The organism is Streptomyces hebeiensis (assembly GCF_052983195.1).
In genome coordinates this window covers 863,479-885,261 of sequence record NZ_CM129812.1, presented here as the reverse complement: position 1 = coordinate 885,261, position 21,783 = coordinate 863,479, and the positions used below count along the sequence as shown (strand labels likewise).

29 protein-coding genes are annotated in these 21,783 nt (G+C 73.0%); 20 read left to right on the top strand and 9 right to left on the bottom strand.

The features are described 5' to 3' along the window. Positions 1 to 259: 259 nt before the first annotated feature. The 3 genes from ACU6P3_RS03785 to ACU6P3_RS03775 all read right to left on the bottom strand — a co-directional run bounded on the left by ACU6P3_RS03785 (position 260) and on the right by ACU6P3_RS03775 (position 2,146). Positions 260 to 679 carry a GNAT family N-acetyltransferase gene (locus ACU6P3_RS03785; RefSeq protein WP_447195905.1) on the bottom strand — a complete coding sequence of 140 codons (420 nt, stop codon included), beginning with the start codon at positions 677 to 679 and terminating at the stop codon, positions 260 to 262. Positions 680 to 778: 99 nt separating this feature from the next. Then, positions 779 to 1,657: a TIGR03621 family F420-dependent LLM class oxidoreductase gene (locus tag ACU6P3_RS03780; protein WP_447195904.1), complete on the bottom strand. Its 879-nt coding sequence runs from the start codon at positions 1,655 to 1,657 to the stop codon at positions 779 to 781. A gap of 213 nt (positions 1,658 to 1,870) precedes the next feature. Beyond that, positions 1,871 to 2,146, bottom strand: coding sequence for a type II toxin-antitoxin system Phd/YefM family antitoxin (locus ACU6P3_RS03775; RefSeq protein ID WP_447195903.1), 276 nt, complete (start codon positions 2,144 to 2,146; stop codon positions 1,871 to 1,873). A gap of 68 nt (positions 2,147 to 2,214) precedes the next feature. On the opposite strand from ACU6P3_RS03775, the gene ACU6P3_RS03770 reads away from it, so the two are divergent. The 3 genes from ACU6P3_RS03770 to ACU6P3_RS03760 all read left to right on the top strand — a co-directional run bounded on the left by ACU6P3_RS03770 (position 2,215) and on the right by ACU6P3_RS03760 (position 4,178). Continuing rightward, positions 2,215 to 2,850: an ATP-dependent Clp protease proteolytic subunit gene (locus ACU6P3_RS03770; RefSeq protein WP_447195902.1), complete on the top strand. Its 636-nt coding sequence runs from the start codon at positions 2,215 to 2,217 to the stop codon at positions 2,848 to 2,850. A gap of 5 nt (positions 2,851 to 2,855) precedes the next feature. Then, the gene (locus ACU6P3_RS03765; protein WP_447195901.1) at positions 2,856 to 3,164 is read left to right on the top strand and encodes a hypothetical protein; all 309 of its coding nucleotides are present in this window, start codon (positions 2,856 to 2,858) and stop codon (positions 3,162 to 3,164) included. A 537-nt stretch (positions 3,165 to 3,701) separates the two neighbouring features. Next, positions 3,702 to 4,178 carry a C40 family peptidase gene (locus ACU6P3_RS03760; protein ID WP_030743124.1) on the top strand — a complete coding sequence of 159 codons (477 nt, stop codon included), beginning with the start codon at positions 3,702 to 3,704 and terminating at the stop codon, positions 4,176 to 4,178. 322 nt (positions 4,179 to 4,500) lie between these two features. Here ACU6P3_RS03760 and ACU6P3_RS03755 read toward each other — a convergent pair whose 3' ends face one another. Further along, a complete protein-coding gene (locus tag ACU6P3_RS03755; protein WP_447195900.1) occupies positions 4,501 to 4,935 on the bottom strand; it encodes an ATP-binding protein in 435 nt (144 codons plus the stop codon). Between the two features lie 449 nt (positions 4,936 to 5,384). On the opposite strand from ACU6P3_RS03755, the gene ACU6P3_RS03750 reads away from it, so the two are divergent. Both ACU6P3_RS03750 and ACU6P3_RS03745 read left to right on the top strand, forming a co-directional pair. After that, on the top strand, positions 5,385 to 6,236 hold the full coding sequence (locus ACU6P3_RS03750) for a helix-turn-helix domain-containing protein (protein ID WP_447195899.1): 852 nt from the start codon (positions 5,385 to 5,387) through the stop codon (positions 6,234 to 6,236). An 11-nt stretch (positions 6,237 to 6,247) separates the two neighbouring features. Then, complete coding sequence (locus tag ACU6P3_RS03745) at positions 6,248 to 6,556, top strand: DUF397 domain-containing protein (RefSeq protein ID WP_447195898.1); 309 nt, start codon at positions 6,248 to 6,250, stop codon at positions 6,554 to 6,556. A gap of 69 nt (positions 6,557 to 6,625) precedes the next feature. Here the strand turns inward: ACU6P3_RS03745 and ACU6P3_RS03740 are convergent, their stop codons facing one another. Continuing rightward, a complete protein-coding gene (locus ACU6P3_RS03740; RefSeq protein WP_447195897.1) occupies positions 6,626 to 7,771 on the bottom strand; it encodes an 8-amino-7-oxononanoate synthase in 1,146 nt (381 codons plus the stop codon). A 143-nt stretch (positions 7,772 to 7,914) separates the two neighbouring features. Between ACU6P3_RS03740 and bioB the strand changes: the two genes are divergently transcribed. The 11 genes from bioB (at position 7,915) to ACU6P3_RS03685 (ending at position 16,787) form a co-directional block, all read left to right on the top strand. Beyond that, positions 7,915 to 9,216 (top strand): biotin synthase BioB, encoded by a 1,302-nt coding sequence (gene bioB / locus ACU6P3_RS03735; RefSeq protein WP_447195896.1) that lies wholly within the window; start codon positions 7,915 to 7,917, stop codon positions 9,214 to 9,216. Continuing rightward, positions 9,209 to 10,498, top strand: a complete 1,290-nt coding sequence (locus tag ACU6P3_RS03730) for an adenosylmethionine--8-amino-7-oxononanoate transaminase (protein ID WP_447195895.1) — start codon at positions 9,209 to 9,211, stop codon at positions 10,496 to 10,498. Before bioB ends, ACU6P3_RS03730 begins: the two co-directional genes overlap by 8 nt. Positions 10,499 to 10,501: 3 nt before the next feature. Next, positions 10,502 to 11,266 carry a dethiobiotin synthase gene (bioD, locus tag ACU6P3_RS03725; RefSeq protein WP_447195894.1) on the top strand — a complete coding sequence of 255 codons (765 nt, stop codon included), beginning with the start codon at positions 10,502 to 10,504 and terminating at the stop codon, positions 11,264 to 11,266. A 120-nt stretch (positions 11,267 to 11,386) separates the two neighbouring features. Continuing rightward, positions 11,387 to 11,689 carry an urease subunit gamma gene (locus tag ACU6P3_RS03720; RefSeq protein ID WP_344282095.1) on the top strand — a complete coding sequence of 101 codons (303 nt, stop codon included), beginning with the start codon at positions 11,387 to 11,389 and terminating at the stop codon, positions 11,687 to 11,689. Positions 11,690 to 11,702: 13 nt separating this feature from the next. Further along, positions 11,703 to 12,014 carry an urease subunit beta gene (locus ACU6P3_RS03715; RefSeq protein ID WP_447195893.1) on the top strand — a complete coding sequence of 104 codons (312 nt, stop codon included), beginning with the start codon at positions 11,703 to 11,705 and terminating at the stop codon, positions 12,012 to 12,014. After that, positions 12,007 to 13,728: an urease subunit alpha gene (locus ACU6P3_RS03710; RefSeq protein ID WP_447195892.1), complete on the top strand. Its 1,722-nt coding sequence runs from the start codon at positions 12,007 to 12,009 to the stop codon at positions 13,726 to 13,728. The genes ACU6P3_RS03715 and ACU6P3_RS03710 overlap by 8 nt, the downstream gene beginning before the upstream one ends. 61 nt (positions 13,729 to 13,789) lie before the next feature. Beyond that, positions 13,790 to 14,464 carry an urease accessory protein UreF gene (locus tag ACU6P3_RS03705; RefSeq protein ID WP_447195891.1) on the top strand — a complete coding sequence of 225 codons (675 nt, stop codon included), beginning with the start codon at positions 13,790 to 13,792 and terminating at the stop codon, positions 14,462 to 14,464. Positions 14,465 to 14,486: 22 nt separating this feature from the next. After that, positions 14,487 to 15,224: an urease accessory protein UreG gene (gene ureG / locus ACU6P3_RS03700; RefSeq protein ID WP_447195890.1), complete on the top strand. Its 738-nt coding sequence runs from the start codon at positions 14,487 to 14,489 to the stop codon at positions 15,222 to 15,224. After that, positions 15,221 to 15,988 (top strand): urease accessory protein UreD, encoded by a 768-nt coding sequence (locus ACU6P3_RS03695; RefSeq protein ID WP_447195889.1) that lies wholly within the window; start codon positions 15,221 to 15,223, stop codon positions 15,986 to 15,988. The genes ureG and ACU6P3_RS03695 overlap by 4 nt, the downstream gene beginning before the upstream one ends. A 185-nt stretch (positions 15,989 to 16,173) precedes the next feature. Next, positions 16,174 to 16,485: a hypothetical protein gene (locus ACU6P3_RS03690; RefSeq protein ID WP_447198201.1), complete on the top strand. Its 312-nt coding sequence runs from the start codon at positions 16,174 to 16,176 to the stop codon at positions 16,483 to 16,485. Next, on the top strand, positions 16,419 to 16,787 hold the full coding sequence (locus ACU6P3_RS03685) for a helix-turn-helix domain-containing protein (RefSeq protein WP_447197757.1): 369 nt from the start codon (positions 16,419 to 16,421) through the stop codon (positions 16,785 to 16,787). Before ACU6P3_RS03690 ends, ACU6P3_RS03685 begins: the two co-directional genes overlap by 67 nt. A 133-nt stretch (positions 16,788 to 16,920) precedes the next feature. On the opposite strand, the gene ACU6P3_RS03680 is transcribed toward ACU6P3_RS03685, so the two are convergent. The 3 genes from ACU6P3_RS03680 to ACU6P3_RS03670 form a co-directional block, all read right to left on the bottom strand. Then, positions 16,921 to 17,310 carry a roadblock/LC7 domain-containing protein gene (locus ACU6P3_RS03680; protein ID WP_447195888.1) on the bottom strand — a complete coding sequence of 130 codons (390 nt, stop codon included), beginning with the start codon at positions 17,308 to 17,310 and terminating at the stop codon, positions 16,921 to 16,923. A gap of 111 nt (positions 17,311 to 17,421) precedes the next feature. Next, on the bottom strand, positions 17,422 to 18,438 hold the full coding sequence (locus ACU6P3_RS03675; RefSeq protein WP_447195887.1) for a hypothetical protein: 1,017 nt from the start codon (positions 18,436 to 18,438) through the stop codon (positions 17,422 to 17,424). Next, entirely contained in the window at positions 18,435 to 18,794 is a 360-nt protein-coding gene (locus tag ACU6P3_RS03670) for a hypothetical protein (protein WP_447195886.1), read from the bottom strand. The genes ACU6P3_RS03675 and ACU6P3_RS03670 overlap by 4 nt, the downstream gene beginning before the upstream one ends. A 148-nt stretch (positions 18,795 to 18,942) precedes the next feature. Here ACU6P3_RS03670 and ACU6P3_RS03665 point away from each other — a divergent pair, with 148 nt between their 5' ends. Then, complete coding sequence (locus tag ACU6P3_RS03665) at positions 18,943 to 19,308, top strand: hypothetical protein (protein WP_447195885.1); 366 nt, start codon at positions 18,943 to 18,945, stop codon at positions 19,306 to 19,308. Positions 19,309 to 19,453: 145 nt separating this feature from the next. Continuing rightward, complete coding sequence (locus ACU6P3_RS03660; RefSeq protein WP_447195884.1) at positions 19,454 to 19,897, top strand: RrF2 family transcriptional regulator; 444 nt, start codon at positions 19,454 to 19,456, stop codon at positions 19,895 to 19,897. A 12-nt stretch (positions 19,898 to 19,909) separates the two neighbouring features. Here ACU6P3_RS03660 and ACU6P3_RS03655 read toward each other — a convergent pair whose 3' ends face one another. Continuing rightward, a complete protein-coding gene (locus ACU6P3_RS03655; RefSeq protein ID WP_447195883.1) occupies positions 19,910 to 20,050 on the bottom strand; it encodes a hypothetical protein in 141 nt (46 codons plus the stop codon). A 44-nt stretch (positions 20,051 to 20,094) separates the two neighbouring features. Between ACU6P3_RS03655 and ACU6P3_RS03650 the strand changes: the two genes are divergently transcribed. Further along, a complete protein-coding gene (locus tag ACU6P3_RS03650; protein ID WP_447195882.1) occupies positions 20,095 to 21,336 on the top strand; it encodes a globin domain-containing protein in 1,242 nt (413 codons plus the stop codon). Positions 21,337 to 21,532: 196 nt separating this feature from the next. Then, on the top strand, positions 21,533 to 21,712 hold the full coding sequence (locus ACU6P3_RS03645; protein WP_324604721.1) for a hypothetical protein: 180 nt from the start codon (positions 21,533 to 21,535) through the stop codon (positions 21,710 to 21,712). Positions 21,713 to 21,783 lie beyond the last annotated feature (71 nt).

The following is a 21,783-nucleotide window of genomic DNA, read 5'->3' as shown; positions in this document are numbered from 1 at the left end:
CGGGCGGTGACGTCGGCCGGTGGCTCCGGCCGGCGAATCCGCTCTTCGCGGCCGGTCGTCGGGTCCCGGTCCTCGGGTCCCGGCCGTCGGGTCCCGGCCTTCGGATTCCGGGTCGGGTCCGACCGATGGCTTCGGTCGGAGGCCGTGGCTCTCCGTACGGCTGCCCCTGTCCCCCGTCCGTACGCACAGCGCAGGGGCGGCGGCGCCAACCGTCGAATCCCGGCTGCTCACAGCATCTCGCCCGCCGCCCCTGCCATGTCTAAATGGGCTTGACCCAGCGTCGCCATCGGTCCTCGCGCTGGTAGCCGCCCGCCGCCCATGTGTGGTGTGCCTGTTCGTTGGCTTCCAGGACCATGGCGTCGACGCGTCGCCCGCCCAGGGCGGCGAAGCGTTGTTCCGCGGCTTCCAGCAGGGCGGTGGCGATGCCTTGCCGGCGGTGGTCGGGATGTACGGCCAGCCGATAGGCGGAGCATCGCCATCCGTCGAAGCCGGCTATGACGGTTCCGGTGAGGAGGCCGTCGCGCTCCGCGAGCAGCAGGGCTTCGGGGTCTCGCGTGATGAGTCGGGCCACTCCGTCCTGGTCGTCGCTGATGCTCGTTCCTTCCGCGGCGTCGCGCCAGAACCGCAGCACGGTGCCGATGTCCGAGAGGAGGGCGCGGCGGATGTGAAGATCGCTCATGGCGTAAGCCAAACAGGGCGCTCGGCTGTCCGGCCAACGGGTTTCGCCTTCTGGGACGGCGTCGAGGTGGCCCGCTGCCGCACCGCCGTCCACGGCGGTTCAGCCGCCCCGCAGCTCCTCGATCACCGGGCCCAGCGCCTCCATGTACGGGTCGAGGACTGTGAAATGGCTGAAGCCCAGGCGCTGCCGCAGCTCACGCAACTGGTCCGCGATCTGCCCCACCGTGCCGAGGGCGAGCAGCGGCAGCTCCAGGACCTCGTCCACCGACAGATGCGGCAGGTGCGGCAGCAGGTCCCGGACCGCCGCCCTGCGGTCCGTCGTGACGGTGACCATCTGGAGCAGCAGATTCCGTTCGGCCGGGGAGGAGCGACGGGCCGCGAAGCCCTCGTAGGCCGCGACGCGCGCGGCCAACTCCCGTGCGTTCAGCACGCGCAGGCCGTCCTCGGTCATCCGGGCCCCGGTGAAGGCGACGGTCTGCGCGTGCTCGGCGGCCAGTCGCAGCACCCGGTCGCCGTTCCCGCCGATCAGCAGCGGCGGGAACGGCCGCTGGACCGGCCGGGGCTGCCAGGTCTCGTCGGCCAGCAGCCGCGTCAGCTCGGTGACCGTACGGGCGAGATGGCCGACCCGGGCGCCGGGGGAGGGGAACTCGAGCCCCGCCCGCTCGTACTCCTCGCGCACGTACCCGGCGCCGAGCCCGATCTCCAGTCGGCCGCCGGTGAGCGCGTCGGTGGTGGCGATCTCCCGGGCGAGCAGCGCCGGGTTCCAGAAAACGGTGTTCAGGACGAACGTTCCGAGCCTGGGCCGCTCGGTCGCCTCGGCGGCGGCCACGAGCGCGGGAAAGGGCCCGACCATGCCGAGATGGTCGGGCACCTGGATGACGTCGTAGCCCAGTTCCTCCGCGCGTACGCAGCGGGCGCGCCACGCCGCGCCCAGGTCGGGGGTCACCATGTTCACGCTGAACCTGAAGGGTCGTGTCACGGGTCTGGGTGAAGGGTGGCTCGACTCCGTCATGTCAGACTCCTCCGCTCGCCGGGAAGGGCCGGTCCGCTGCCCTGGTGTGCGCCGAGCCTATGAGCCGTCCCGCGTTTTCGGCAGGTCGCGCCCGCGAGGGGTACCCGGCGCGAGGGCGGGTGACGGCGGCCCGACGAGACGGCCGACGGGGGGAGCGGGCCGCGGGGCCGACGGCGCTCCTCAGTGCTCCGGCCGCCGGTGCTCCGCCGCGATGCCGAACCGCCCCCGTTCGCCCGGAGCGGATTCCGGCGCGCGCAGCGAGGACAGCGAGGTGATCACGTGCTCTTCCGCCGCCTCCCGCTCGCCCTCGAGTCGTTCCAGATCAGCGGCCGAGACCAGGGCGACCAGCGGCTTGCCGTGACGGGTCACGACGACGCGCTCGCCGCCGTAGACGACGCGGTTGATCAGTTCGGCGAGTTCCGCCCGGGCTTGCGTCACCGGAATCTCATAGGCCATGCTCCCCATCCTAACGCTCTGTACGTCCTGTACATTTTTTACAGAGAAGCGAAACGAGAGGTCCGGCCATGCACCCTCCCCGTCCTTCGGCCCGCCATGTCCTGCCCGAGTTCACCGAGCGGACCAGCAGCGGAACCCGCACCCTCGACCCGTACTCCAAGCTGCTGGAGGGCCGGATCGTCTTCCTCGGCACCGCCGTCGACGAGACCGCCGCCAACGACGTGATCGCACAGTTCGTGCATCTCGAGTACGCCGCGCCCGACCAGGACATCTGCCTCTACATCAACTCGCCGGGCGGTTCGGTCGAAGCCATGGCCGCGATCTACGACACGATGCGGATCGTCGGCTGCGACGTGCAGACCGCCTGCCTCGGCCAGGCGTCCGCCACCGCCGCCGTGCTGCTGGCGGCGGGGACGCCCGGCAAGCGGATCGCGCTGCCCGGCGCGCGGGTCGTGGTGGGGCAGCCCGCGATGGAGGAGCCCGTGCGGGGGCAGTTGTCCGATCTGGCGATCCGGGCGGAGGAGCTGCTGCGCCGGCGCGAGCTGATCGGTTCCCTCCTGGCGCGGCACACGGGCCACGCCGTGGAACGGATCATGGCGGACATCGAGCGGGACACGTTCTTCGACGCCGTCGGGGCCAAGGAGTACGGCCTGGTCGACCACGTGGTGGCGAGCCGCGAGTCCACGCTGCGCGGCGAGCGGTGACGGGCGTGCCGCCCCCGGAGCCGCCGCCGCTGCCCGCCCTGACCCGGGCCGAGGGGGAAGTGGTCGACGCCTATCTGGCCGTCGTGGACCTGCTGGGCCGGATCAATCCCGCCCGTGGCTCGGACACGTACGGCGCCCTGCGCGCCGCCCAGGCGCTGCCGGCCCGGGTGGCCGCCCTGCGTGACGCACTGGCGGTGATGCACCGGCGCGGCGAGACCGAGGTGCACGCCGCGACGCTGGGCCGGGCGCTGCGGGCCCTGGACGGGGAGCGCCGGACGGGACGGGTGGCCCTGCCGCCCGCGTGCTCCCCCTGAACCGCCCCATGACGCGCACGCACCCGCCGTGAGACCGCCCGGGCCGCCCCCGGATGGCCGCGTCCGTACGGGAGTGCTTCGCTCGTTCGGCGTACGAACCGAGTGGACGGCGCCAATGAGCGAAGTTGCGCCCGCCGCCCGTATGGGGAAGAGGGCCCTGTTTTCCGCGCAGGTGCGGCCCTCATCGGGGTCCCGGTGCCGGAGCCGACACACCCGCTCGCCACTCGCACGGACCAGGCGTGACGAACTTCACATATCGTCGTTTCGGCCCGGATATCAACTGATGACGCGTCAAGATCCCTGGGACGACAAGCCCCCGCCGCCGCGGCGGGGCGGTCCGGGCGGACGCCGAGTCCTGCCGCCGTTCCGGACGACTGGTCGCGAGAAGTGGATCGGCAGGAGTGGAGGACCCGAGCAGTACGGGCCGGCCGCGTTCGCGGGCCGACCCTTGGGGTGAAGCCGCGTCAGCGGCCGGGCGTCTTCGCCAGTCCGAACCCGACAGGTCATCTTTCACAGGCGGCTGACGAAGGGTTGCGCATGAGTGCGCAGGCACATGTCCCGTCCCTGTTGTCCCGTACCGGCGCCGTGTCGGTCCTCACGCTGGCCGCGGTCGGCGGCACGATACTGGCTCCCGGCGCCACGCCCGAGGCCGAGGCCGCGACGCTCGCGACACAGGCCATGAAGGTCGCGGCCTCCAAGAAGGGCTCGCCCTACCAGTGGGGAGCCTCCGGACCCCGGCGCTTCGACTGCTCGGGGCTGACGCTCTACTCGTTCAAGAAGGCAGGGGGTAAGAAGCTCCCGCGAACCGCCCAGCAGCAGTACAACAACAGCCGCCATATCGGGTCGTCCCAGCGGCGGACGGGAGACCTCGTGTTCTTCCACTACGGCAACAGCGTCTACCACGTCGGGATCTACGCCGGTAACGGCAAGATCTGGCACTCGCCGAAGACCGGCGCCAAGGTGCGGCTGGAGAAGATCTGGTCCCGGAGCGTGTGGTACGGCCGGGTGAGGTGACCGCACCGCGCGAACCGGCGGGCCGGGGGCGGCCCGGCGGCCGTCGGGGCCCGGCCTCGGAGCCTCCCCCAGGGCCGGGCCCCGGGAACCCCGCGAGTCCGTGACCGCCCGGCTCCGCGCGCCCCGACCACCCGACCACCCGACTTCGCGAGTCCGCGGCACCGCGAGTCCGTGAACCCCGTGCGGCCGGGAGGCCCGTGAGGCCGGGAGGACGGACACGCGGGCAGCGGCCCGTGGTCCGCGGGCGGCCGGTTCAGGGGTCCTTGCGCCATGTGCGTCCGATCAGGCCGCGCGACCCGGACGGGCACAGGGCAAGGACCCCTCAGCCCTGGACGGGGGCTCCCGTCCAGGGCAGCGCGATCCAGACCGTCTTGCCGCCCTCCGGGGTGGGGATGACGGACACCCGGCCGCCGGACTCGGCAGCCAGCGAACGGATGATCACCATGCCCCGGCCGTTGTCCTGTTGAACGGCCGCCGGCAGCCGCTGGGGCCAGCGCGGATGGCTGTCGGTGACGCCCACGCGCAGGGCCTCGTCCTCCTCCAGTCGCAGCTCCACGGTGAAGGTGGGCGACAGGCCGAAGGTGTGCTGTACGGCGTTGGTGGCCAGTTCCGAGACGATCAGCCGGACCGTCTCCGCCGTCTCCGCCGCGCAGGGCACCCCCCACTCGGTCAGCAGCTCCCCGACGTATCTTCGCGCCGCTGGAACCGACGCGGGCTCGCTCGGCAGGGTGATGGATGCTTCCTGAAGGTCTGCCATGGCGACGCTGTCCCTTTCCCGCCGGACCGGAGCCGGCACAGAGCGGATGCCTGCGCGGACGGCCTCGAAACCGTACGGACCGGAGCCGTACGGACCAGGCCCGCCCAGACCGTTACGGGACCGACCCCGGGTCCGGGCCCTCGCGGGACCGGACCCGGGTTCTCGGGCCGAACCGGACTGACCCGGTCCACCCGGACGGATGGTCCCGATCGCCCCGGAGGGACCCGCTCGGGCCGGACGGACCCGCTCGGGCCGTGCACCGCGCCAGCGTGCCACTCATGGTGCCGTTCCTCGGGCCGATGCACCGGGATATGCATATATCTGTCGCTCGAAGCGGTGAACCGTACTACGCGAGACCGTATTCGGGCCGCGAAAAGATAGCTTCTCCGCGCGGTGCCCCTTGCTATCGGCAAGAAGAACCGAGGAGAACGCGGCGAAGGGATTCGGTCATGCGGCATATTCCAGAGGTACGTCGGCGCAGGCTCGGGGACGAATTGCGAAGACTGCGCCAGAAGGCGGGCCTGACGAGCGACGATCTCGCGCGTCTGCTGGGCTGGCACCAGTCGAAGATCAGCCGGATCGAGACCGGTGTGAGCGGGGTGAAGGACGAGGATCTGGCCGCCCTGCTCGACGCCCTCGACGTCGACCCCCAACTGCGCGCGCTGCTCGGCGCGCTGGCCGGGACGTCGAACAACGGACCGGGGTGGTGGATGGCATACGGCGGGGTGATCCCGCCCCAGTACCGGGACTTCATCAGCCTGGAGTCCCAGGCGTCCTCGGCGCACACCCTGGAGACCTCGGTGATCCCGGGCCTGCTCCAGACCCCGCGCTACGCACGGGCCGTGACCCGGGCGGCGCTGGACGGGCAGCCGCCGGCGACCGTCGACTCGCTCGTCGAGGTGCGGCTCGCCCGCCAGGAGGTGCTGCGCGCGCCGGCCCCGCTGAAGCTGCACGCCCTGCTCGACGAGGCCGTGCTGCACCGGCAGGTGGGCGGACCGGGGGTGCTCCGGGAGCAATTACGGACGTTATCGGAGGTCGCGCGGCTCCCCCAGGTCTGTGTTCAGGTACTGCCGTTCACGGTGGGCGGCTATATCGGACTCACCGGACCTTTTGTTATCTTCTCTTTTCCGCGCATTACTGATCTGGATTTGGTCGTTCTCGACCACTTGACGAATAGCCTCTACCTTGAACGGAAAGAGGACATCGAGGCGTACCGCGCCGCCTTCGAATCGATGCGGGCGCACGCGCTCTCACCCGAGAAATCACTGGACCTCATCGCCGGGATCGGCGACGCCGTGTAGGGAGCAGCATCATGTCCGCTTGCCTCGCACAGCCCCCTGTCCGGACTCCGGGCGCCCCGCCGCCCCCGGCGTCCCGCACGTCCTCCGTGCCGGCCCGTGCGCGGAGCCGCGCGCCGGGCCGTACGCCGGGCCCCGCGCCGCACTGGCGGCGCAGCACGTACAGCACCGGGGCGAACAACTGCGTCGAGTCCGCCCCGGCCGGCGCGGACGGACTGGCCGTGCGGGACTCGAAGGATGTGCGGCTGCCGCATCTGGTGTTCTCCGCCGCCGCCTGGACGTCCTTCATCGCCGCACTGGGCGAGGAGCGCCCGGACGTATGAGATCGGTCGCCCCGGGATCACCGCCACCGCCGGCCCCGCCGCCGTGCGCGCCGGGCGGAAGCGTGTGGGTCAGCGCGCCGGGGCGGCCGCCGCGACCGTACGTACGGCCGCGGCGATCTGGCCGTCCGTCAGGTCGGCCCGGGCGGTGAGCCTGATCCGGGAGATCCCGTCCGGCACCGACGGCGGCCGGAAGCAGCCCACGACGAGTCCGGCGGCCCGGCAGTCGGCGGCCCAGCGCACGGCCGCCTCCGGCCCGGGCGCCCGCACGGACACCACGGCGGCGTCGGGCCGTACGGCCGTCAGCCCCGCCTCGCCCAGCAGCCGGTACAGCGTACGGGCGACCTCGCGGACCCGCTCCGCGCGGGCCGGGTCCCGGCGCAGCAGCCCCAGGCCCGCCCGCGCCGCGCCCACGGCCGCGGGCGCCAGTCCGGTGTCGAAGATGAACGTCCGTGCCGTGTTGACGAGGTGCTCGACGACCCGGGCCGGACCCAGTACCGCGCCGCCCTGAGCGCCGAGGGACTTGGAGAGCGTGAGCGTGGCCACCACGCCTTCCGCCCCGGCGAGGCCCGCCTCGGCCGGAGCGCCCCGGCCGCCCGGGCCCAGCACGCCCAGACCGTGCGCGTCGTCCGTGATCAGAGCCGCGCCCCGGGTGCGGCAGGCCTCGGCCAGCTCCGCGAGCGGTGCCGCGTCACCGTCCACCGAGAACACCGCGTCGCTCACCACGACCGCCCGCCGCCCCGGGTGGGCGTCGAGGGCCGCCCGTACCGCCCCGGGATCGGCGTGCGGGACGACGACGGTCTCGGCGCGGGAGAGCCGGCAGCCGTCCACGATCGACGCGTGGTTGGCCGCGTCGGACACCAGCAGCGAACCCCGCGCGGTCAGCGCGGTCAGGGCCGCGAGGTTGGCCGCGTACCCGGAGGAGAGGACGAGCGCCGCCTCGAAGCCGCAGAAGTCCGCCAGCTCCCGCTCCAGTTCGGCGTGGAGTTCGGTGGAGCCCGTGACCAGCCGGGAGCCGGTGGACCCGGCGCCCCAGCGGCGCGCCGCGACCGCCGCCGCCTCCGTCACCTCGGGGTGGTGCGCGAACCCCAGGTAGTCGTTGCTCGCCAGGTCGAGCAGGTCCGTCTCGGCCGGGCGGGGGCGGAGTGTACGGACCAGCCCCGCGCGTTCGCGGCGGTGGGCCTCGTCGTCGGTCCAGTCGAACGGATCCTGTGCCATGAGAGGGTCCTTTTGTAGGCTGCTCACAGAGCCTAGGCGGGCGGGGACCAGGGAAGAATGCGGTCGTGCACACACCTGCCGCGGGGGGAGTTGTGGGGTCCCGCCATGGTCGCGGGGCGGTGCCGTGCGTCAGGATCTCCCCCATGGATCTGCTGAAGACGCTGGTGGAGAAGGGGCTGCGGCGTGAGCTGCCGACCCGTGACGAGGCGCTCGCCGTGCTGGCGACCTCCGACGACGACCTGCTCGACGTGGTGGCCGCCGCCGGGAGGGTGCGCCGCGAGTGGTTCGGGCGGCGGGTGAAACTCAACTACCTGATCAACCTGAAGTCCGGTCTCTGCCCCGAGGACTGCTCGTACTGCTCCCAGCGCCTCGGCTCCACGGCCGACATCCTGAAATACACCTGGCTGAAGCCCGAGGAGGCGTCGCGGATGGCGGCCGCCGGGGTGGCCGGCGGGGCCAAGCGGGTGTGCGTCGTCGCGAGCGGCCGGGGCCCCACGGACCGCGACGTCGACCGGATCTCGCGGACCATCGAGGCGATCAAGGAGCAGAACGACGGCGTCGAGGTGTGCGCGTGCCTCGGGCTGCTCTCGGACGGGCAGGCCGAACGGCTGCGGTCCGCAGGCGCCGACGCGTACAACCACAACCTCAACACCTCCGAGGCGACCTACGGGGACATCACCACGACCCACACCTTCGCCGACCGGGTCGACACCGTGCAGCGGGTGCGAGCGGCCGGTCTGTCCGCGTGTTCCGGGCTGATCGCAGGCATGGGGGAGAGCGACGCGGACCTGGTCGACGTCGTCTTCTCGCTGCGTGAGCTGGATCCGGACTCGGTGCCCGTCAACTTCCTGATCCCGATGGAGGGGACGCCGCTCGCCTCGGAGTGGAACCTGACGCCGCAGCGCTGTCTGCGCATCCTGGCGATGACGCGGTTCGTCTGCCCGGACGTGGAGGTCAGGCTCGCGGGCGGACGTGAAGTGCATCTGCGCACGATGCAGCCGCTCGCACTGCACCTGGTCAACTCGATCTTCCTCGGCGACTACCTCACCAGCGAGGGCCAGGAGGGCCGGGCGGACCTGGAGATGATCGCGGACGCGGGCTTCGAGGTGGAGGACGCGGACACGGCCACCCTGCCGCCGCACCGCGCCGACGGCCGCCACGGGCCCTGCGGGAGCGGCGCCGGTTCCTGCGGGAGCGGCGACGGGGCGTGCGGCGGCGCCGAGCGGACCGGTAATCGCGCGGCCGAGGCGGCCCAGGCGGCGGCGGTCGAGGCGACGGTGGCCGAGGGGGCGGGCGTTGCGGCGGCGGCTGACGGCTCCGGGGCCGGTACGCGTCCCGCCGAGGCGCCCGCCACCGGCGCGACCGGGGACGCCGCGGGGGTGCGCAGGGATCTGGTGGCGGTCCGCCGCCGCGGCGCCGGCACCGGTCTGGCCCCCAATGCCTGAGCTCACGCCCGACCGGCTGCTGGCCCTGGACCGGGCCCACGTCTGGCACCCGTACGGGCCCATGCCGGGCCGGACCGAACCGCTGGTCGTCCGGTCCGCTTCGGGGGTACGGCTCAGGCTCGCCGAGGAGACCCACGGGCAGCGTGAGTTGGTCGACGGCATGGCCTCGTGGTGGTCGGCGGTGCACGGCTACAACCACCCCGTGCTCAACGCGGCGGCGCGGGACCAGCTGGAGCGCATGAGCCATGTGATGTTCGGCGGGCTCACCCACGAGCCCGCCGTGCTCCTCGCGACGAAGCTGGTGGAGATCACACCGGAGCCGCTGCGCCATGTCTTCCTCGCCGACTCCGGATCGGTGTCGGTCGAGGTCGCGGTCAAGATGTGCCTCCAGTACTGGCGTTCGCTGGGCCGGCCCGCAAAACGGCGGCTGCTGACCTGGCGGGGCGGCTACCACGGGGACACCTGGCAGCCGATGTCGGTGTGCGATCCCGAGGGCGGGATGCACGGGCTGTGGTCGGGGATGCTGCCCCGCCAGGTCTTCGCCGGGGCGCCGCCCGCCACATACGAGGAGGCCTACGCGGACGGGCTGCGCGCGCTGGTCGCGCGCCACGCGGACGAGCTGGCCGCCGTGATCGTCGAGCCGGTGGTCCAGGGGGCGGGCGGGATGCGGTTCCATCCGCCCGGCTACCTGCGGGTGCTGCGGGAAGCGTGCGACGAGCACGGAGTGCTGCTGGTCTTCGACGAGATCGCGACGGGCTTCGGCCGGACGGGCACGCTGTTCGCCGCCGAGCAGGCCGCGGTCTCGCCCGATGTGATGTGCGTGGGCAAGGCCCTGACCGGCGGTTACCTCACGATGGCGGCGACGCTGTGCACCGCGCGGATCGCCGAGGGCATCGCGCGGGGCGAGGTCCCCGTCCTCGCGCACGGACCGACGTACATGGGCAACCCGCTGGCCGCGGCCGTCGCCAATGCCTCGATCGGGCTGTTGCTCGGGCAGGACTGGCAGGGCGAGGTGAAGCGGATCGAGGCGGGGCTGCGCGACTCGCTGGCGGAGGCCGCCTCGGTACCGGGCGTGCGGGACGTACGCGTGCTGGGCGCCATCGGGGTCGTCCAGCTGGACCACGAGGTGGACATGGCGGCGGCCACCCGGGCCGCGGTGCGCGAGGGCGTCTGGCTGCGGCCGTTCCGCGACCTGATCTACACGATGCCGCCGTATGTGACGGACGACGAGGACCTCGCGCGGATCGGCCGCGCGGTCCTCGCGGCGGCGCGGGAGGGCTGAGCGATGCCGGTGGTGGTGGTGTCGGGCACCGGGACGGAGATCGGCAAGACCGTCGTCACGGCCGCCCTGGCGGCGGTGGCGCTGGCCGGCGGGCGTACGGTCGCGGTGCTCAAGCCCGCGCAGACCGGGCTCGCCCCGGGAGAGCCCGGGGACGCGGCCGAGGCCGCCCGGCTGGCCGGCGCCGCCACGGCCGTCGAACTGGCCCGGTTCCCCGACCCGCTGGCCCCCGCGACCGCGGCCCGCCGGGCCGGGCTGCCGCCCGTTGGGCCCGCCGAGGTGGCCACGGCGGCCGGGAAGCTGGCCGCCGAGCACGATCTCGTGCTGGTCGAGGGCGCGGGCGGGCTGCTCGTACGATTCGACGAGACCGGCGCGACACTGGCGGACGTGGCCCGGCTGCTGGGCGCCCCGGTGCTCGTGGTGGCGCCGGCCGGCCTCGGCACGCTGAACGCGACGGCGCTCACGACGGAGGCGCTGCGCGCGCGGGCGCTGACCCCGCTCGGCGTGGTGATCGGCAGCTGGCCCGCCGAGCCCGGCCTCGCGGAGCGCTGCAACCTGGCGGATCTGCCGGAGGTGTCGGGGGCCCCGCTGCTGGGGGCGGTGCCGGCGGGCGCCGGTTCCTGGGCACCGGCACGGTTCCGGGCCGGTGCGGCGGCCTGGCTGGCGGCCGAACTGGGCGGAGTGTGGCGGCCGGAGGGGATGGCCGAGCGGCACGGGTGCCGCGACCGGCATGGTTTGCCCGGCACGGAGCGCCCGCCGCGCAGCGGCTGATGACACCGTGGTGCGTGCGTGCGTGCCGGGCCCCGCGACGGGGCAAGCCTTGTCGGGAGGGGCACCAGGGTGCCGCTGGCGCCCGGTCGTCGCCGGGCCGACTGACGGTGAGGTGGAAGTGTGCGACTGACTCCGCACGAACAGGAACGCCTGCTCATCCATGTGGCCGCCGACGTGGCCGCCCGGCGCAGGGAGCGCGGCCTCAGGCTCAACCACCCGGAAGCGGTGGCGCTGATCACCTCGCACATCCTGGAGGGCGCGCGGGACGGCCGCACCGTCGCGGAGCTGATGGCCTCGGGCCGTACCGTCCTCGGCCGCGACGACGTCATGGAAGGCATCCCCGAGATGATCCACGACGTCCAGGTGGAGGCCACTTTCCCGGACGGCACCAAGCTCGTCACCGTCCACGAACCGATCGTCTGACGGGCGGGCGCCGATGATTCCCGGAGAGATCCTCTACGCCGACGGTCCCGTCGCGCTGAACGAGGGCCGCGCGGTCACCCGGCTCACCGTGCTCAACACCGCCGACCGGCCGGTCCAGGTCGGCTCCCACTACCACTTCGCCGAGACCAACCCCGGGCTGGACTTCGACCGCGCCGCCGCCCGCGGCCGGCGGCTGCACATCGCCGCCGGCACGGCCGTGCGCTTCGAACCGGGAGTCCCCGTCGAGGTCGCGCTCGTCCCGCTGGCCGGCCTGCGGGTCGTACCGGGCCTGCGCGGCGAGACCGGGGGCGCCCTCGATGACTGAGCTCTCCCGCGCCGCGTACGCCGATCTCTTCGGCCCCACCACCGGTGACCGGGTCCGCCTCGCCGACACCGGACTGCTCGTCGAGATCGAGGAGGACCGTTCCGGCGGCCCCGGGCACGCCGGGGACGAGGCGGTGTTCGGCGGGGGCAAGGTGATCCGCGAGTCGATGGGCCAGTCCCGTACGACCCGGGCCGAGGGCGCTCCCGACACCGTGATCACCGGTGCGTTGATCCTCGACCACTGGGGCGTGGTCAAGGCCGACATCGGGATCCGGGACGGCCGGATCACCGGGATCGGCAAGGCCGGCAACCCCGACACCATGGACGCGGTCCACCCGGAGCTGGTCATCGGACCGGAGACCGAGGTGATCGCGGGCAACGGGAAGATCCTCACCGCCGGCGCCATCGACGCGCACGTCCACTTCATCTCGCCGACCGTCGTCGAACAGGCCCTCGCGAGCGGGATCACCACCCTCGTCGGCGGCGGCACCGGACCGGCCGAGGGCACCAAGGCCACCACCATCACCCCCGGCCCCTGGCACCTCGCCCGGATGTTCGAGGCGCTGGAGACCTTCCCGGTCAACATCGGCCTGCTCGGCAAGGGCAACACGATGTCGCGGGAGGCGATGCGCTCCCAACTCCGCGGCGGCGCGATCGGATTCAAGATCCACGAGGACTGGGGCGCCACGCCCGCCGTCATCGACGCCTGCCTCGGCGTCTGCGAGGAGACCGGCGCCCAACTCGCCATTCACACGGACACCTTGAACGAGGCGGGCTTCGTCCAGGACACCCTCGCCGCCATCGCCGGCCGCACCATCCACGCGTACCACACCGAGGGCGCGGGCGGCGGCCACGCACCGGACATCATCAGCGTCGTCTCCGAACCGTACGTCCTGCCCAGCTCCACCAATCCGACCCGGCCGCACACCCTCAACACCGTCGAGGAACACCTCGACATGCTGATGGTCTGCCATCACCTCAACCCGGCCGTGCCGGAGGACCTCGCCTTCGCCGAGTCCCGCATCCGGCCCTCGACCATCGCGGCCGAGGACGTCCTGCACGACCTCGGGGCGATCTCGATCATCTCGTCGGACTCCCAGGCCATGGGGCGTGTCGGTGAGGTCATCACACGGACCTGGCAGACCGCGCACGTGATGAAGCGGCGCCGGGGCGCCCTGCCCGGGGACGGGCGCGCAGACAACCACCGTGCGCGTCGTTATGTCGCCAAATACACGATCAACCCCGCGGTCGCCCAGGGACTGGACGGCGAGACCGGCTCCGTGGAGACCGGGAAGCTCGCGGACCTGGTGCTGTGGGACCCGGCCTTCTTCGGGGTCAAGCCGCAGCTGGTCATCAAGGGCGGACAGATCGCGTACGCGCAGATGGGCGACGCCAACGCCTCCATCCCCACCCCGCAGCCGGTGCTGCCGCGCCCGATGTTCGGCGCGCTGGGCAGGGCCGCCGCGGCGGGCTCGGTCAACTTCGTGGCACGCGCCGCGATCGAGGACGGGCTGCCCGAACGGCTCGGCCTGGCAAAGGCGTTCACCCCGATCGGGGACACCCGGCGGATCACCAAGGCCGACATGCGGGAGAACGACGCGCTGCCGAGGGTCGAGGTGGACCCCGACACGTTCACCGTGACGATCGACGGCGACGTGGTGGAGCCCGCGCCCGCAACCGAACTGCCGATGGCCCAGCGCTACTTCCTCTTCTGAGGGCTTCCTGCGGCATGAGGACTGATCGAGATGAGGACTGATCCGTGAGGGAGGAGGCCCGATGAGCCGCGCCGCGCTGCTCGTCCTCGCCGACGGCCGGTTCCCCGCCGGCGGCCACGCCCATTCCGGCGGGGTCGAGCCCGCCGTACGGGCCGGCCGGATCCGGGGCGCCGAGGAACTGGCCGAGTTCTGCCGGGGCAGGCTGCACACCACCGGACGCACGGCGGCGGCGCTGGCGGCCGCCGCCGCACGCGGCCTCGACCCCCTCGCGCTGGACGAGGCGGCGGACGCCCGTACCCCCTCGCCCGCACTGCGCACGACCGCGCGCAAGCTCGGCCGACAACTGATGCGCGCGGCCCGCGCCACCTGGCCGGGGCCGGAACTCGACACGCTGGCCGCGGCCCGGCCGCGCGGCGCGCACCAGCCCGTCGTGCTCGGCCTCGCCGCCCGCTCGGCCGGGCTCACGCCCGAGGACGCGGCGTACTGTGCCGGGTACGAGGCCGTCAGCGGCCCCGCCACGGCTGCCGTACGGCTCCTCGGGCTCGACCCGTTCGAGGCGACCGCCGTCCTCGCCCGCCTGGCGCCCGAACTGGACGAGGCCGCCACGCGGGCGGCCGAAGCGGCGGCGCGGGCGGCGACGGACGGCCTCGAGGCGCTGCCCGCCGCCTCGGCACCGATGCTCGACATCACGGCGGAGGAGCACGCGGCCTGGCCGGTCCGGCTGTTCGCCTCATGACCTTCCGAACAGGAGCCACACCATGCACCTCGACCACAGCCGTACGGGCCCGGCGGCCGTCAGCGCGGACGCCCGGCGTCCCGACGGGCGCCGGCGCGCCCTGCGCATCGGGCTGGGCGGACCCGTCGGCTCGGGCAAGACCGCGACCGTCGCCGCGCTCTGCCGCACCCTGCGCGACCGGCTCTCGCTCGCCGTCGTCACCAACGACATCTACACCCGTGAGGACGCGGAGTTCCTGCTCCGCAACGCCGTCCTGCCGCCCGAGCGCATCCAGGCCGTCGAGACGGGAGCCTGCCCGCACACCGCCATCCGCGACGACATCTCCGCCAACCTCGAAGCCGTCGAGGACCTGGAGGACGCGGTCGGTCCGCTCGATCTGATCCTCGTGGAGTCCGGCGGTGACAATCTCACCGCGACCTTCTCCAAGGGCCTGGTGGACGCCCAGATCTTCGTGATCGACGTCGCGGGCGGCGACGACATCCCGCGCAAGGGCGGGCCCGGGGTGACCACCGCCGACCTGCTGGTGGTCAACAAGACGGACCTGGCGCCGTACGTCGGCTCCGACCTGGACCGGATGGCCCGCGACGCCAAGGAGCAGCGCGGCGAACTCCCGGTCGTCTTCACCTCGTTGAGGGACGCGGAGAAGAGGACGGGTGCGGAGGGGACGACCCGGCAGAGTGGAGAGAGCGGGGCGGACGGGGCGGGTGTCGGTCCCGTGCGGGAGTGGGTGCTCGGGCGCCTCGCCGCCTGGACCGCGTGAGCGGCGTCCGGGCCACCGCCCGTATCGTCGCCACCCCCGCCGGACTGCCGGTCCTCAGCGGGGAGGGGCCGCTGGCCCTGCGCCGAACCCGGGCGGCGGGCCCCGGTCTCCGGGTCACCGTCGTCGGCGCGATGAGCGCCCCTCTGGGCGGGGACCGGCTCGCGATCGAGGCGGAGGTGCGGGAGGGGGCGCGGCTGACCGTCGACGCGGCCGCGGCCACGGTCTCCCTCCCGTCCCGCACTGCCGTACCGGCCTCGTATGACGTGCGGCTGACCGTCGGCGAGCACGCCGAGCTGTGCTGGCTGCCGGGGCCGGTCATCTCCGCGTACGGCAGTGACCTTCGCGCGCGTACCCGCGTCGAACTGGCCGCCACCGCCCGTTTGGTGCTGCGTGAGGAACAGGTCCTCGGCCGTCACGGCGAGCCGCCCGGCACGCTCGTCAGCCGGCTCACCGTCCGCCGGGCCGGCCGGCCGCTGTTCGACCAGGAACTCGGCAGCGGTCCCGGTGTGCCCGGTGGCTGGGACGGCCCGGCCGTACTGGCCGGGCACCGTGCCACGGGCCAACTGCTCGTTGTCGGGCCGGAGTTCGATGTGAAGCCGGCCCGGCCCCGGCTGCTGGGAGAGAGCGCTGTACTCACCCCGCTGGCCGGCCCGGCCGTCGTCGTCACGGCCCTGGCGCCGGACGCGCTCCGGCTGCGCCGCGTACTGGACGAGGCGGCACGGGAGATCCTGGCGGAGTGGCTGCCGGACGAGCCGTACCGCTGAGCGGACCCGCCGGCGCGATGTGCTCGCGGCGTCAGCCACGGAGCCAGGGACCGGTGCTCGTGGCGTCAGCCACAGCCGGTCCCCGACACCACTCACTTACCGGTCGAACGCCGTGTCAGCATTCGTTGTCCGCGGCCTGGGAGCCGCCGTCGTCCAGGGCGCCGTTCCACACCCATCCCGAGATCTTGGTGCCGTTGGTGGGTTTCGAGATCCCCAAGGCGCGAGTACCGCTGCCCGCCGACGTCATGGACCGCATGCTCGTCCGGCGGCTGCCGGGGCACGAGGGGGTCGGCGCCTTGCTGGCCGGAATGCTCACCCGACTGGTCCGGGGCACCGCCGGCTACCGGTCCTCCGACGGGCCCCGGCTGGAGACGGTGCCGACCGACCCGTTCACCGCCGTGCGGGCCAACCAGACGGAGACCAGGACCGGCTGCCGACGGAGAGCCGCACCCAGGTCCTCACGCTCCGCATCCGGACGTTCATCCAGCGGCACCTGAACGACCCGCGGCTCGACCCGCCCGCCATCGCCTCGGCCCACAACATCTCGCTGAGCCACCTGCACCGCCTCTTCCAGTCCGAGCACGTCACCGTCTCCGCGCTGATCCGCCGGCAACGCCTGGAACGGGCGCGCCGCGACCTCTCCGACCGGCACTGCGGACGACGCCCATCCACCGGATCGCGGCCCGCTGGGGATTCACCCCCCGGAACAGTCACCCGTGCTTTCCGCGCCGCTTACGGACTCGCTCCCCGGGACTACAGACACCAGGTACACCAGGTGGAGCGTCACACCGTTCTTTGACCGCGTGACGCCGTCGTCGCCGTCCGGCGCTCTGGGCGAGGCCGAAGGTGACAGCCGCGAGCGTGGGCGGATCGAGGTTGGAGATCCGCGCCCCGGGCACGCCGACGTAGGGGGTCGGCGCCGGGTCGGCGGATCAGGCGGACACGTCTTGGGCCAGCAGCGCGCTCAGCTCCTTGACGATCGCGGGTGCCTCGCGCTGCAGCGCCGCGATGTCGAGCCCCTCGTCGCCCAGGACGGAGAGCAGCGCCCGGTCACCGACGGCGAGGACGACGATCTGTCCGCCGCCGCAGCGGATCACCACGTCACGGAGCGCGCCGGCCTCGGCCTGCTGGGCCATGCGCGCGCCGATGCCCAGGGTGGCCGCCGCCAGCGCGGCTATCGCCTCGGGCTGGACACTGTCGGCGTCGGCGGCCACCAGCAGTCCGTCGGCGGTCGACAGAACGCTTTCCGAGGTCCCCATCACCCGCTCCCGCAGCGAGGTCAGAACGTCGACGAGAGAGGTGACGGAGGAGGGTGCGTGCATGGTGGTCGCTCCTAGGGTGTGATCCGGTCGAGGTGCTGCCGTGGGCCTGGGCCTGGGCCTGGGCGTGGGCGTGGGCGTGGGAAAGGGACGGGAAGGCGCGCCACTCCCGCGTCAGGGGTCGAGGCGGTCCGGACGCGCGCGGGGGACGCGTCGGGGCAGCGTGGCCGACGGCGCGGGGGGCGGGGACTGCTCGGTGGGGATCAGCCGTGGGGCCGTGCTCGGTCTGCCGGCCGGCCGGGCGCCCTCCCACTGGAGGAGCTCGAGGTCGTTCATGCGGATCAGGTCCACCATGACACCGAACAGCCCCCGGCCCAGGACGAACGCGAGATCCCGTGGGGTGCGGCGGCCGTTGGCCGCTGTGAGGAGCGACTGGTAGCGGCGGGGCAGCCGGCCGACCGTCCGTTCCGCCTGGGACGAGGGCCGCGTCCTGGCCCGGGCCAGCTCGGCCGCCGGGCCCCACAGCCGGGACACCAACGCGAGGCGGCGCGTGGTCTCCTCGGCCGCGGCCCGGGGCTCGACCCCGGGCCCGCACCGCAGTACGGGGGACGATTCGGCGGTCTCCCACTCGGCCGTCCGGCCCAGCGACAGCGCGAACGCGCCCTCGAACACCGTGGCGGCGCACAGGACTTCCAGCTCGACGGCCCCGACCAGGCCCTGAGCGACCAGGGTGGTTCCCAGCGCGTCGCCCTCCGCGCCGGTCTTCCGGGCGGTGGCGAGCGCCCGGGCCCAGCCCTCCTCGTCGATACGGCCCGACTTCAGCAGGGCGGACTCGACGGAGGGCGTACCCGGGCTCTCGATCGCGACGATCAGCCCGTCCCTCAGATGAATCGTTCCTCCAGGTGTCCCGGAGACTCGCACGGTGCCGCTGCGCGCTTCCTGGCGCAGCCCCAGCAGCAGCGCGCGGAGGGTGCGCGCGGGGGCGTCCTGCCGCGGCTCCTGGCCGCCGGGAGCGCGAGCCGCCTCCTGGGCCGTGCCGTCGGGCGAGGGGCGGGGGACGTCGGGCTCACCGAACGGGACACCGGGAACTCCGGGGCTGCCGATCTGCGCGCGGCCGAGGTTGGCGGTCCCGGGCGGGTGGCCGGCGCCGGTCCCTTCGCCCGTGGTCGCGAGGTGCGATCCGTCCGTCACGCCGCCAGACCTTCCGCGTGGGCCGTCAACTGGCGTGTCGCCAGGGCGAGGTTGGTCCGGCTCCTGTCCAGTGCGGCGACCAGCAGAAGCGGGTCCCCGGTTCGCCGGACGGTCTGAACGACGAGATAGCGGCGCGCGCTTGTCACTATCACGCTCTCCAGTTCGTTGTCTTCCGCCGCCCGGCCCACCTGATCGGTGATCAGGGCCGTCAACTCGGCGGTCTCCGCGCCGTCTCCCGCCTCCGGCGCGTCCCCGACGGCGCCGTAGGTGAGTCCCGTGACGCCGTCCACCAGCGCGGCTCCGGTGAGCCCCGGGGTCTTCAGCAGCTCGGAAAGGGATGCCTCGATGGCTGACACGTGTATCCCTTCATTTCCAGCCAGTTGACACAGTAGCCTAGGCGCAACTTGCACTTTGGTGACCGAACTTGGCGACTTTGCTCATGGACTTCTTTCTCTCCTGCCTGGGCAAGTGCCGCCGCCAGATCGAGGAAGCAGGACCCATACGATGAATCTGGAGACCGCGCTCAAAGAGGCCATGAGCATAGAAGGCGCCCTCGGTGTCGCGGTGGTCGATTACGAGAGTGGCATGTCCCTGGGCACGCTGGGCGGAGGCCAGGGGCTCGACCTGGAGGTCGCCGCCGCCGGCAACACCGAGGTCGTACGGGCCAAGGCGCGCACCCTGGCCACCCTCGACATCGAGGACACGGTCGAGGACATCCTGATCACGCTCTCCTCCCAGTACCACCTGATCCGTCCGTTGGCCGCCAGCCACGGCTCGCTCTTCCTCTACCTGGCCCTCGACCGCAAACGGGCCAATCTGGCGCTCGCCCGCCACAGCCTCAAGAAGGTCGAGGGTTCGCTGGAGATCTGACCTTCCGCGGGCCGGCGTCGGCCGGACCGTTCGCCGGCCGACGAGGAGCGGTCCGGGCCCGTCCGGCGAAGGGTCCCGTCGCCTGGGGAGCGCGGACCCGCGACATTAATTTGCATCCGAGATGCGTATTATCTAATCTGCGTGGATGCGCCTCACCAGGTCATCGGATCTGGCGCTGCGGGTGCTCATGGCGCTCGCTGTCGCCCAGGAACCCTCCACGGCGCGGGAGACCGCCGCCGCCCTGCGAGTGCCGTACTCGCACCTCGCCAAGGTCGTGGCCCGGCTGCAGCACCTGGGTCTGGTCGAGACCAGACGGGGCCGCGGTGGCGGGCTGGCCATCACCGGGGCGGGTCGTGAGGTCTCCATCGGGGGGCTGATGCGGGAGCTCGAAGGAGTCGGCGATGTCGTGGACTGCGAGGGGGAGACCCCCTGTCCGCTGCACGGGGGTTGCAGGCTCCGCGGGGCGCTCCGGCGGGCGCAGGAGGCCTTCTACGCCTCGCTCGATCCGCTCACGGTGGAGAGCCTGACGGAGTCGCCCACCGGGCCGGTGTTGCTGGGGCTGGTGGGCAGGGGCGGCCGGGCGGACTGACGCCGCGTCAGGTCACCGGTGCCGGCCCTGACCGCCGTGCCGGCCCTGACCGCCGTGCGCGTCGCCGTCGTGTGCGTTGTGTCCGTCGTGCGGGGCGCACCCGTCGAGCAGGGCCGCGTCGCGCGAAGCCGTGGGACGTGTGCGCACGCCCATAAATGCGAATGTCATATGCCAGTTCAGGAAGGGGAGGCACCACTGTGCTGACCGAGGAGTCCGCCGCCGTCGTCCGTGCCACGCTGCCCGCCGTGGGAGAGGCCCTGGGCGGGATCACCGAGCGCTTCTACGCGCGGATGTTCGCGGCCCATCCCGAACTGGAGCGCACGCTGTTCAACCGCGCCCACCAGGCCACCGGCGCACAGCGCGAGGCGCTCGCCGGTGCGATCGCGGCCTTCGCGGGAGCGCTGGTGACGCGGCCGCACCGGTCCCCGGACGCCCTGCTCGGCCGGATCGCCCACAAGCACGCCTCCCTCGGCATCGGCGCGGGCCAGTACCGCGTCGTGCACACGCACCTGTTCGCGGCCATCGGGGACGCGCTCGGCGACGCGGTCACCCCGGAGGTCGCCGCTGCCTGGGACGAGGTGTACTGGCTGATGGCCAACAGCCTCATCCGCGCCGAACGGGACCTCTACGCCCGCCACGGCGTCCTCCTCGGGGACACCTGGCGGCCGTGGCGAGTGGTCGGGCGGGTCCAGGAGACCGCCGACGTGATCTCCCTCGAACTCCGGCCGGCCGACGGCGCCGCGGCGCCGGAGTTCACGGCGGGCCAGTACGTCTCGGTCCGTGTCGAACTGCCCGACGGTGCCCAGCAGATCCGGCAGTACAGCCTCACCGGGACGGCTGGCACGGAGTCCCGCCGGATCACGGTCAAGCGCGTACCCGCCGGATCCGGCCCCGCCGCTGAGACGCCCCGTGAGGCATCCGGCGAGGCGTCCCCGGCCGGTGAGGTGTCCGGGTATCTGCACGACCGGGTCCGCCAAGGTGACGTCGTCGAGCTGTCCGCCCCGTACGGCGATGTCGTCCTCCGCGACACCGGGGCGCCCCTGTTGCTCGCCTCGGCGGGCATCGGCTGCACGCCGGTGATCGCGATGCTGGAGCAGCTGGTGCGCGACGGACACCGCGGCCCCGTCGTCGTCGTACACGGCGACCGTTCGCCCGCGGACCATGCGCTGCGCGACGAGCACCTGGCCCTGGTCGGCAAACTCGGCGACGGACAGGCCCACTTCTGGTACGAGCACGGTCGCGGCGCGGCCGTCGGCGATCGCACCGGGCTGGTGGACCTTGCGGCGATCACCCTTCCGGCCGGGCCCCTCGACGCCTATCTGTGCGGCCCGTTGCCCTTCATGCGCACGGTGCGGGAGCGCCTGCGGGACGCCGGAGTGCCCGCCGAGCGCATCCACTACGAGGTGTTCGGCCCGGACCTCTGGCAGGGCCGCGACTGACCGACGGCGCGTCCCCGGGCGGGAATGGGCGTATTCCGGCGTGATCCGTTTCACAGAGGGTTGGGGGAACGGGGCGCGCATACGTAGGCTGACCTGGGGAATGCGTGGCGTGGTTTACGCGTGGACGCCGGTGTTCCCGCTGCCGGCCTCGGCCCGGAGGGCGGCTCACCGCCTGACGACCGAAGGACGAAAGAACGTGGCATCGAATCCGCCGATCTATGACCAACTGGTGAGGGAGCACGGCGACGTCGTCACCGAGGCCCGCGAGGCCGCCGATCTCACGTCCCGGCAGGCGCGGGACGCGCTGGACTGGAGCGGACTGCGCTCCCACCACTCCCGGGCCTGGGCCGGTAAGGACGCCCTGAGCTCCGAGTGACGTGTCATGCGGGTGGCCCGGCACGTTTCCCCGCGTGCCGGGCCGACCGCCGCGCGCTGTTCGCCGATTGC

Coding starts and splice junctions, on each gene's coding strand:
- ACU6P3_RS03705 (WP_447195891.1), top strand. CDS start 13,790: ATGAGCCGCGCCGCGCTGCTCGTCCTCGCCGACGGCCGGTTCCCCGCC.
- ACU6P3_RS03785 (WP_447195905.1), bottom strand. CDS start 679: ATGAGCGATCTTCACATCCGCCGCGCCCTCCTCTCGGACATCGGCACC.
- ACU6P3_RS03660 (WP_447195884.1), top strand. CDS start 19,454: ATGCGCCTCACCAGGTCATCGGATCTGGCGCTGCGGGTGCTCATGGCG.
- bioD (WP_447195894.1), top strand. CDS start 10,502: ATGCCGGTGGTGGTGGTGTCGGGCACCGGGACGGAGATCGGCAAGACC.
- ACU6P3_RS03745 (WP_447195898.1), top strand. CDS start 6,248: ATGTCCGCTTGCCTCGCACAGCCCCCTGTCCGGACTCCGGGCGCCCCG.
- ACU6P3_RS03730 (WP_447195895.1), top strand. CDS start 9,209: ATGCCTGAGCTCACGCCCGACCGGCTGCTGGCCCTGGACCGGGCCCAC.
- ACU6P3_RS03740 (WP_447195897.1), bottom strand. CDS start 7,771: ATGGCACAGGATCCGTTCGACTGGACCGACGACGAGGCCCACCGCCGC.
- ACU6P3_RS03750 (WP_447195899.1), top strand. CDS start 5,385: ATGCGGCATATTCCAGAGGTACGTCGGCGCAGGCTCGGGGACGAATTG.
- ACU6P3_RS03760 (WP_030743124.1), top strand. CDS start 3,702: ATGAGTGCGCAGGCACATGTCCCGTCCCTGTTGTCCCGTACCGGCGCC.
- ACU6P3_RS03715 (WP_447195893.1), top strand. CDS start 11,703: ATGATTCCCGGAGAGATCCTCTACGCCGACGGTCCCGTCGCGCTGAAC.
- ACU6P3_RS03770 (WP_447195902.1), top strand. CDS start 2,215: ATGCACCCTCCCCGTCCTTCGGCCCGCCATGTCCTGCCCGAGTTCACC.
- ACU6P3_RS03655 (WP_447195883.1), bottom strand. CDS start 20,050: ATGGGCGTGCGCACACGTCCCACGGCTTCGCGCGACGCGGCCCTGCTC.
- ACU6P3_RS03665 (WP_447195885.1), top strand. CDS start 18,943: ATGAATCTGGAGACCGCGCTCAAAGAGGCCATGAGCATAGAAGGCGCC.
- ACU6P3_RS03755 (WP_447195900.1), bottom strand. CDS start 4,935: ATGGCAGACCTTCAGGAAGCATCCATCACCCTGCCGAGCGAGCCCGCG.
- ACU6P3_RS03775 (WP_447195903.1), bottom strand. CDS start 2,146: ATGGCCTATGAGATTCCGGTGACGCAAGCCCGGGCGGAACTCGCCGAA.
- ureG (WP_447195890.1), top strand. CDS start 14,487: ATGCACCTCGACCACAGCCGTACGGGCCCGGCGGCCGTCAGCGCGGAC.
- ACU6P3_RS03710 (WP_447195892.1), top strand. CDS start 12,007: ATGACTGAGCTCTCCCGCGCCGCGTACGCCGATCTCTTCGGCCCCACC.
- bioB (WP_447195896.1), top strand. CDS start 7,915: ATGGATCTGCTGAAGACGCTGGTGGAGAAGGGGCTGCGGCGTGAGCTG.
- ACU6P3_RS03680 (WP_447195888.1), bottom strand. CDS start 17,310: ATGCACGCACCCTCCTCCGTCACCTCTCTCGTCGACGTTCTGACCTCG.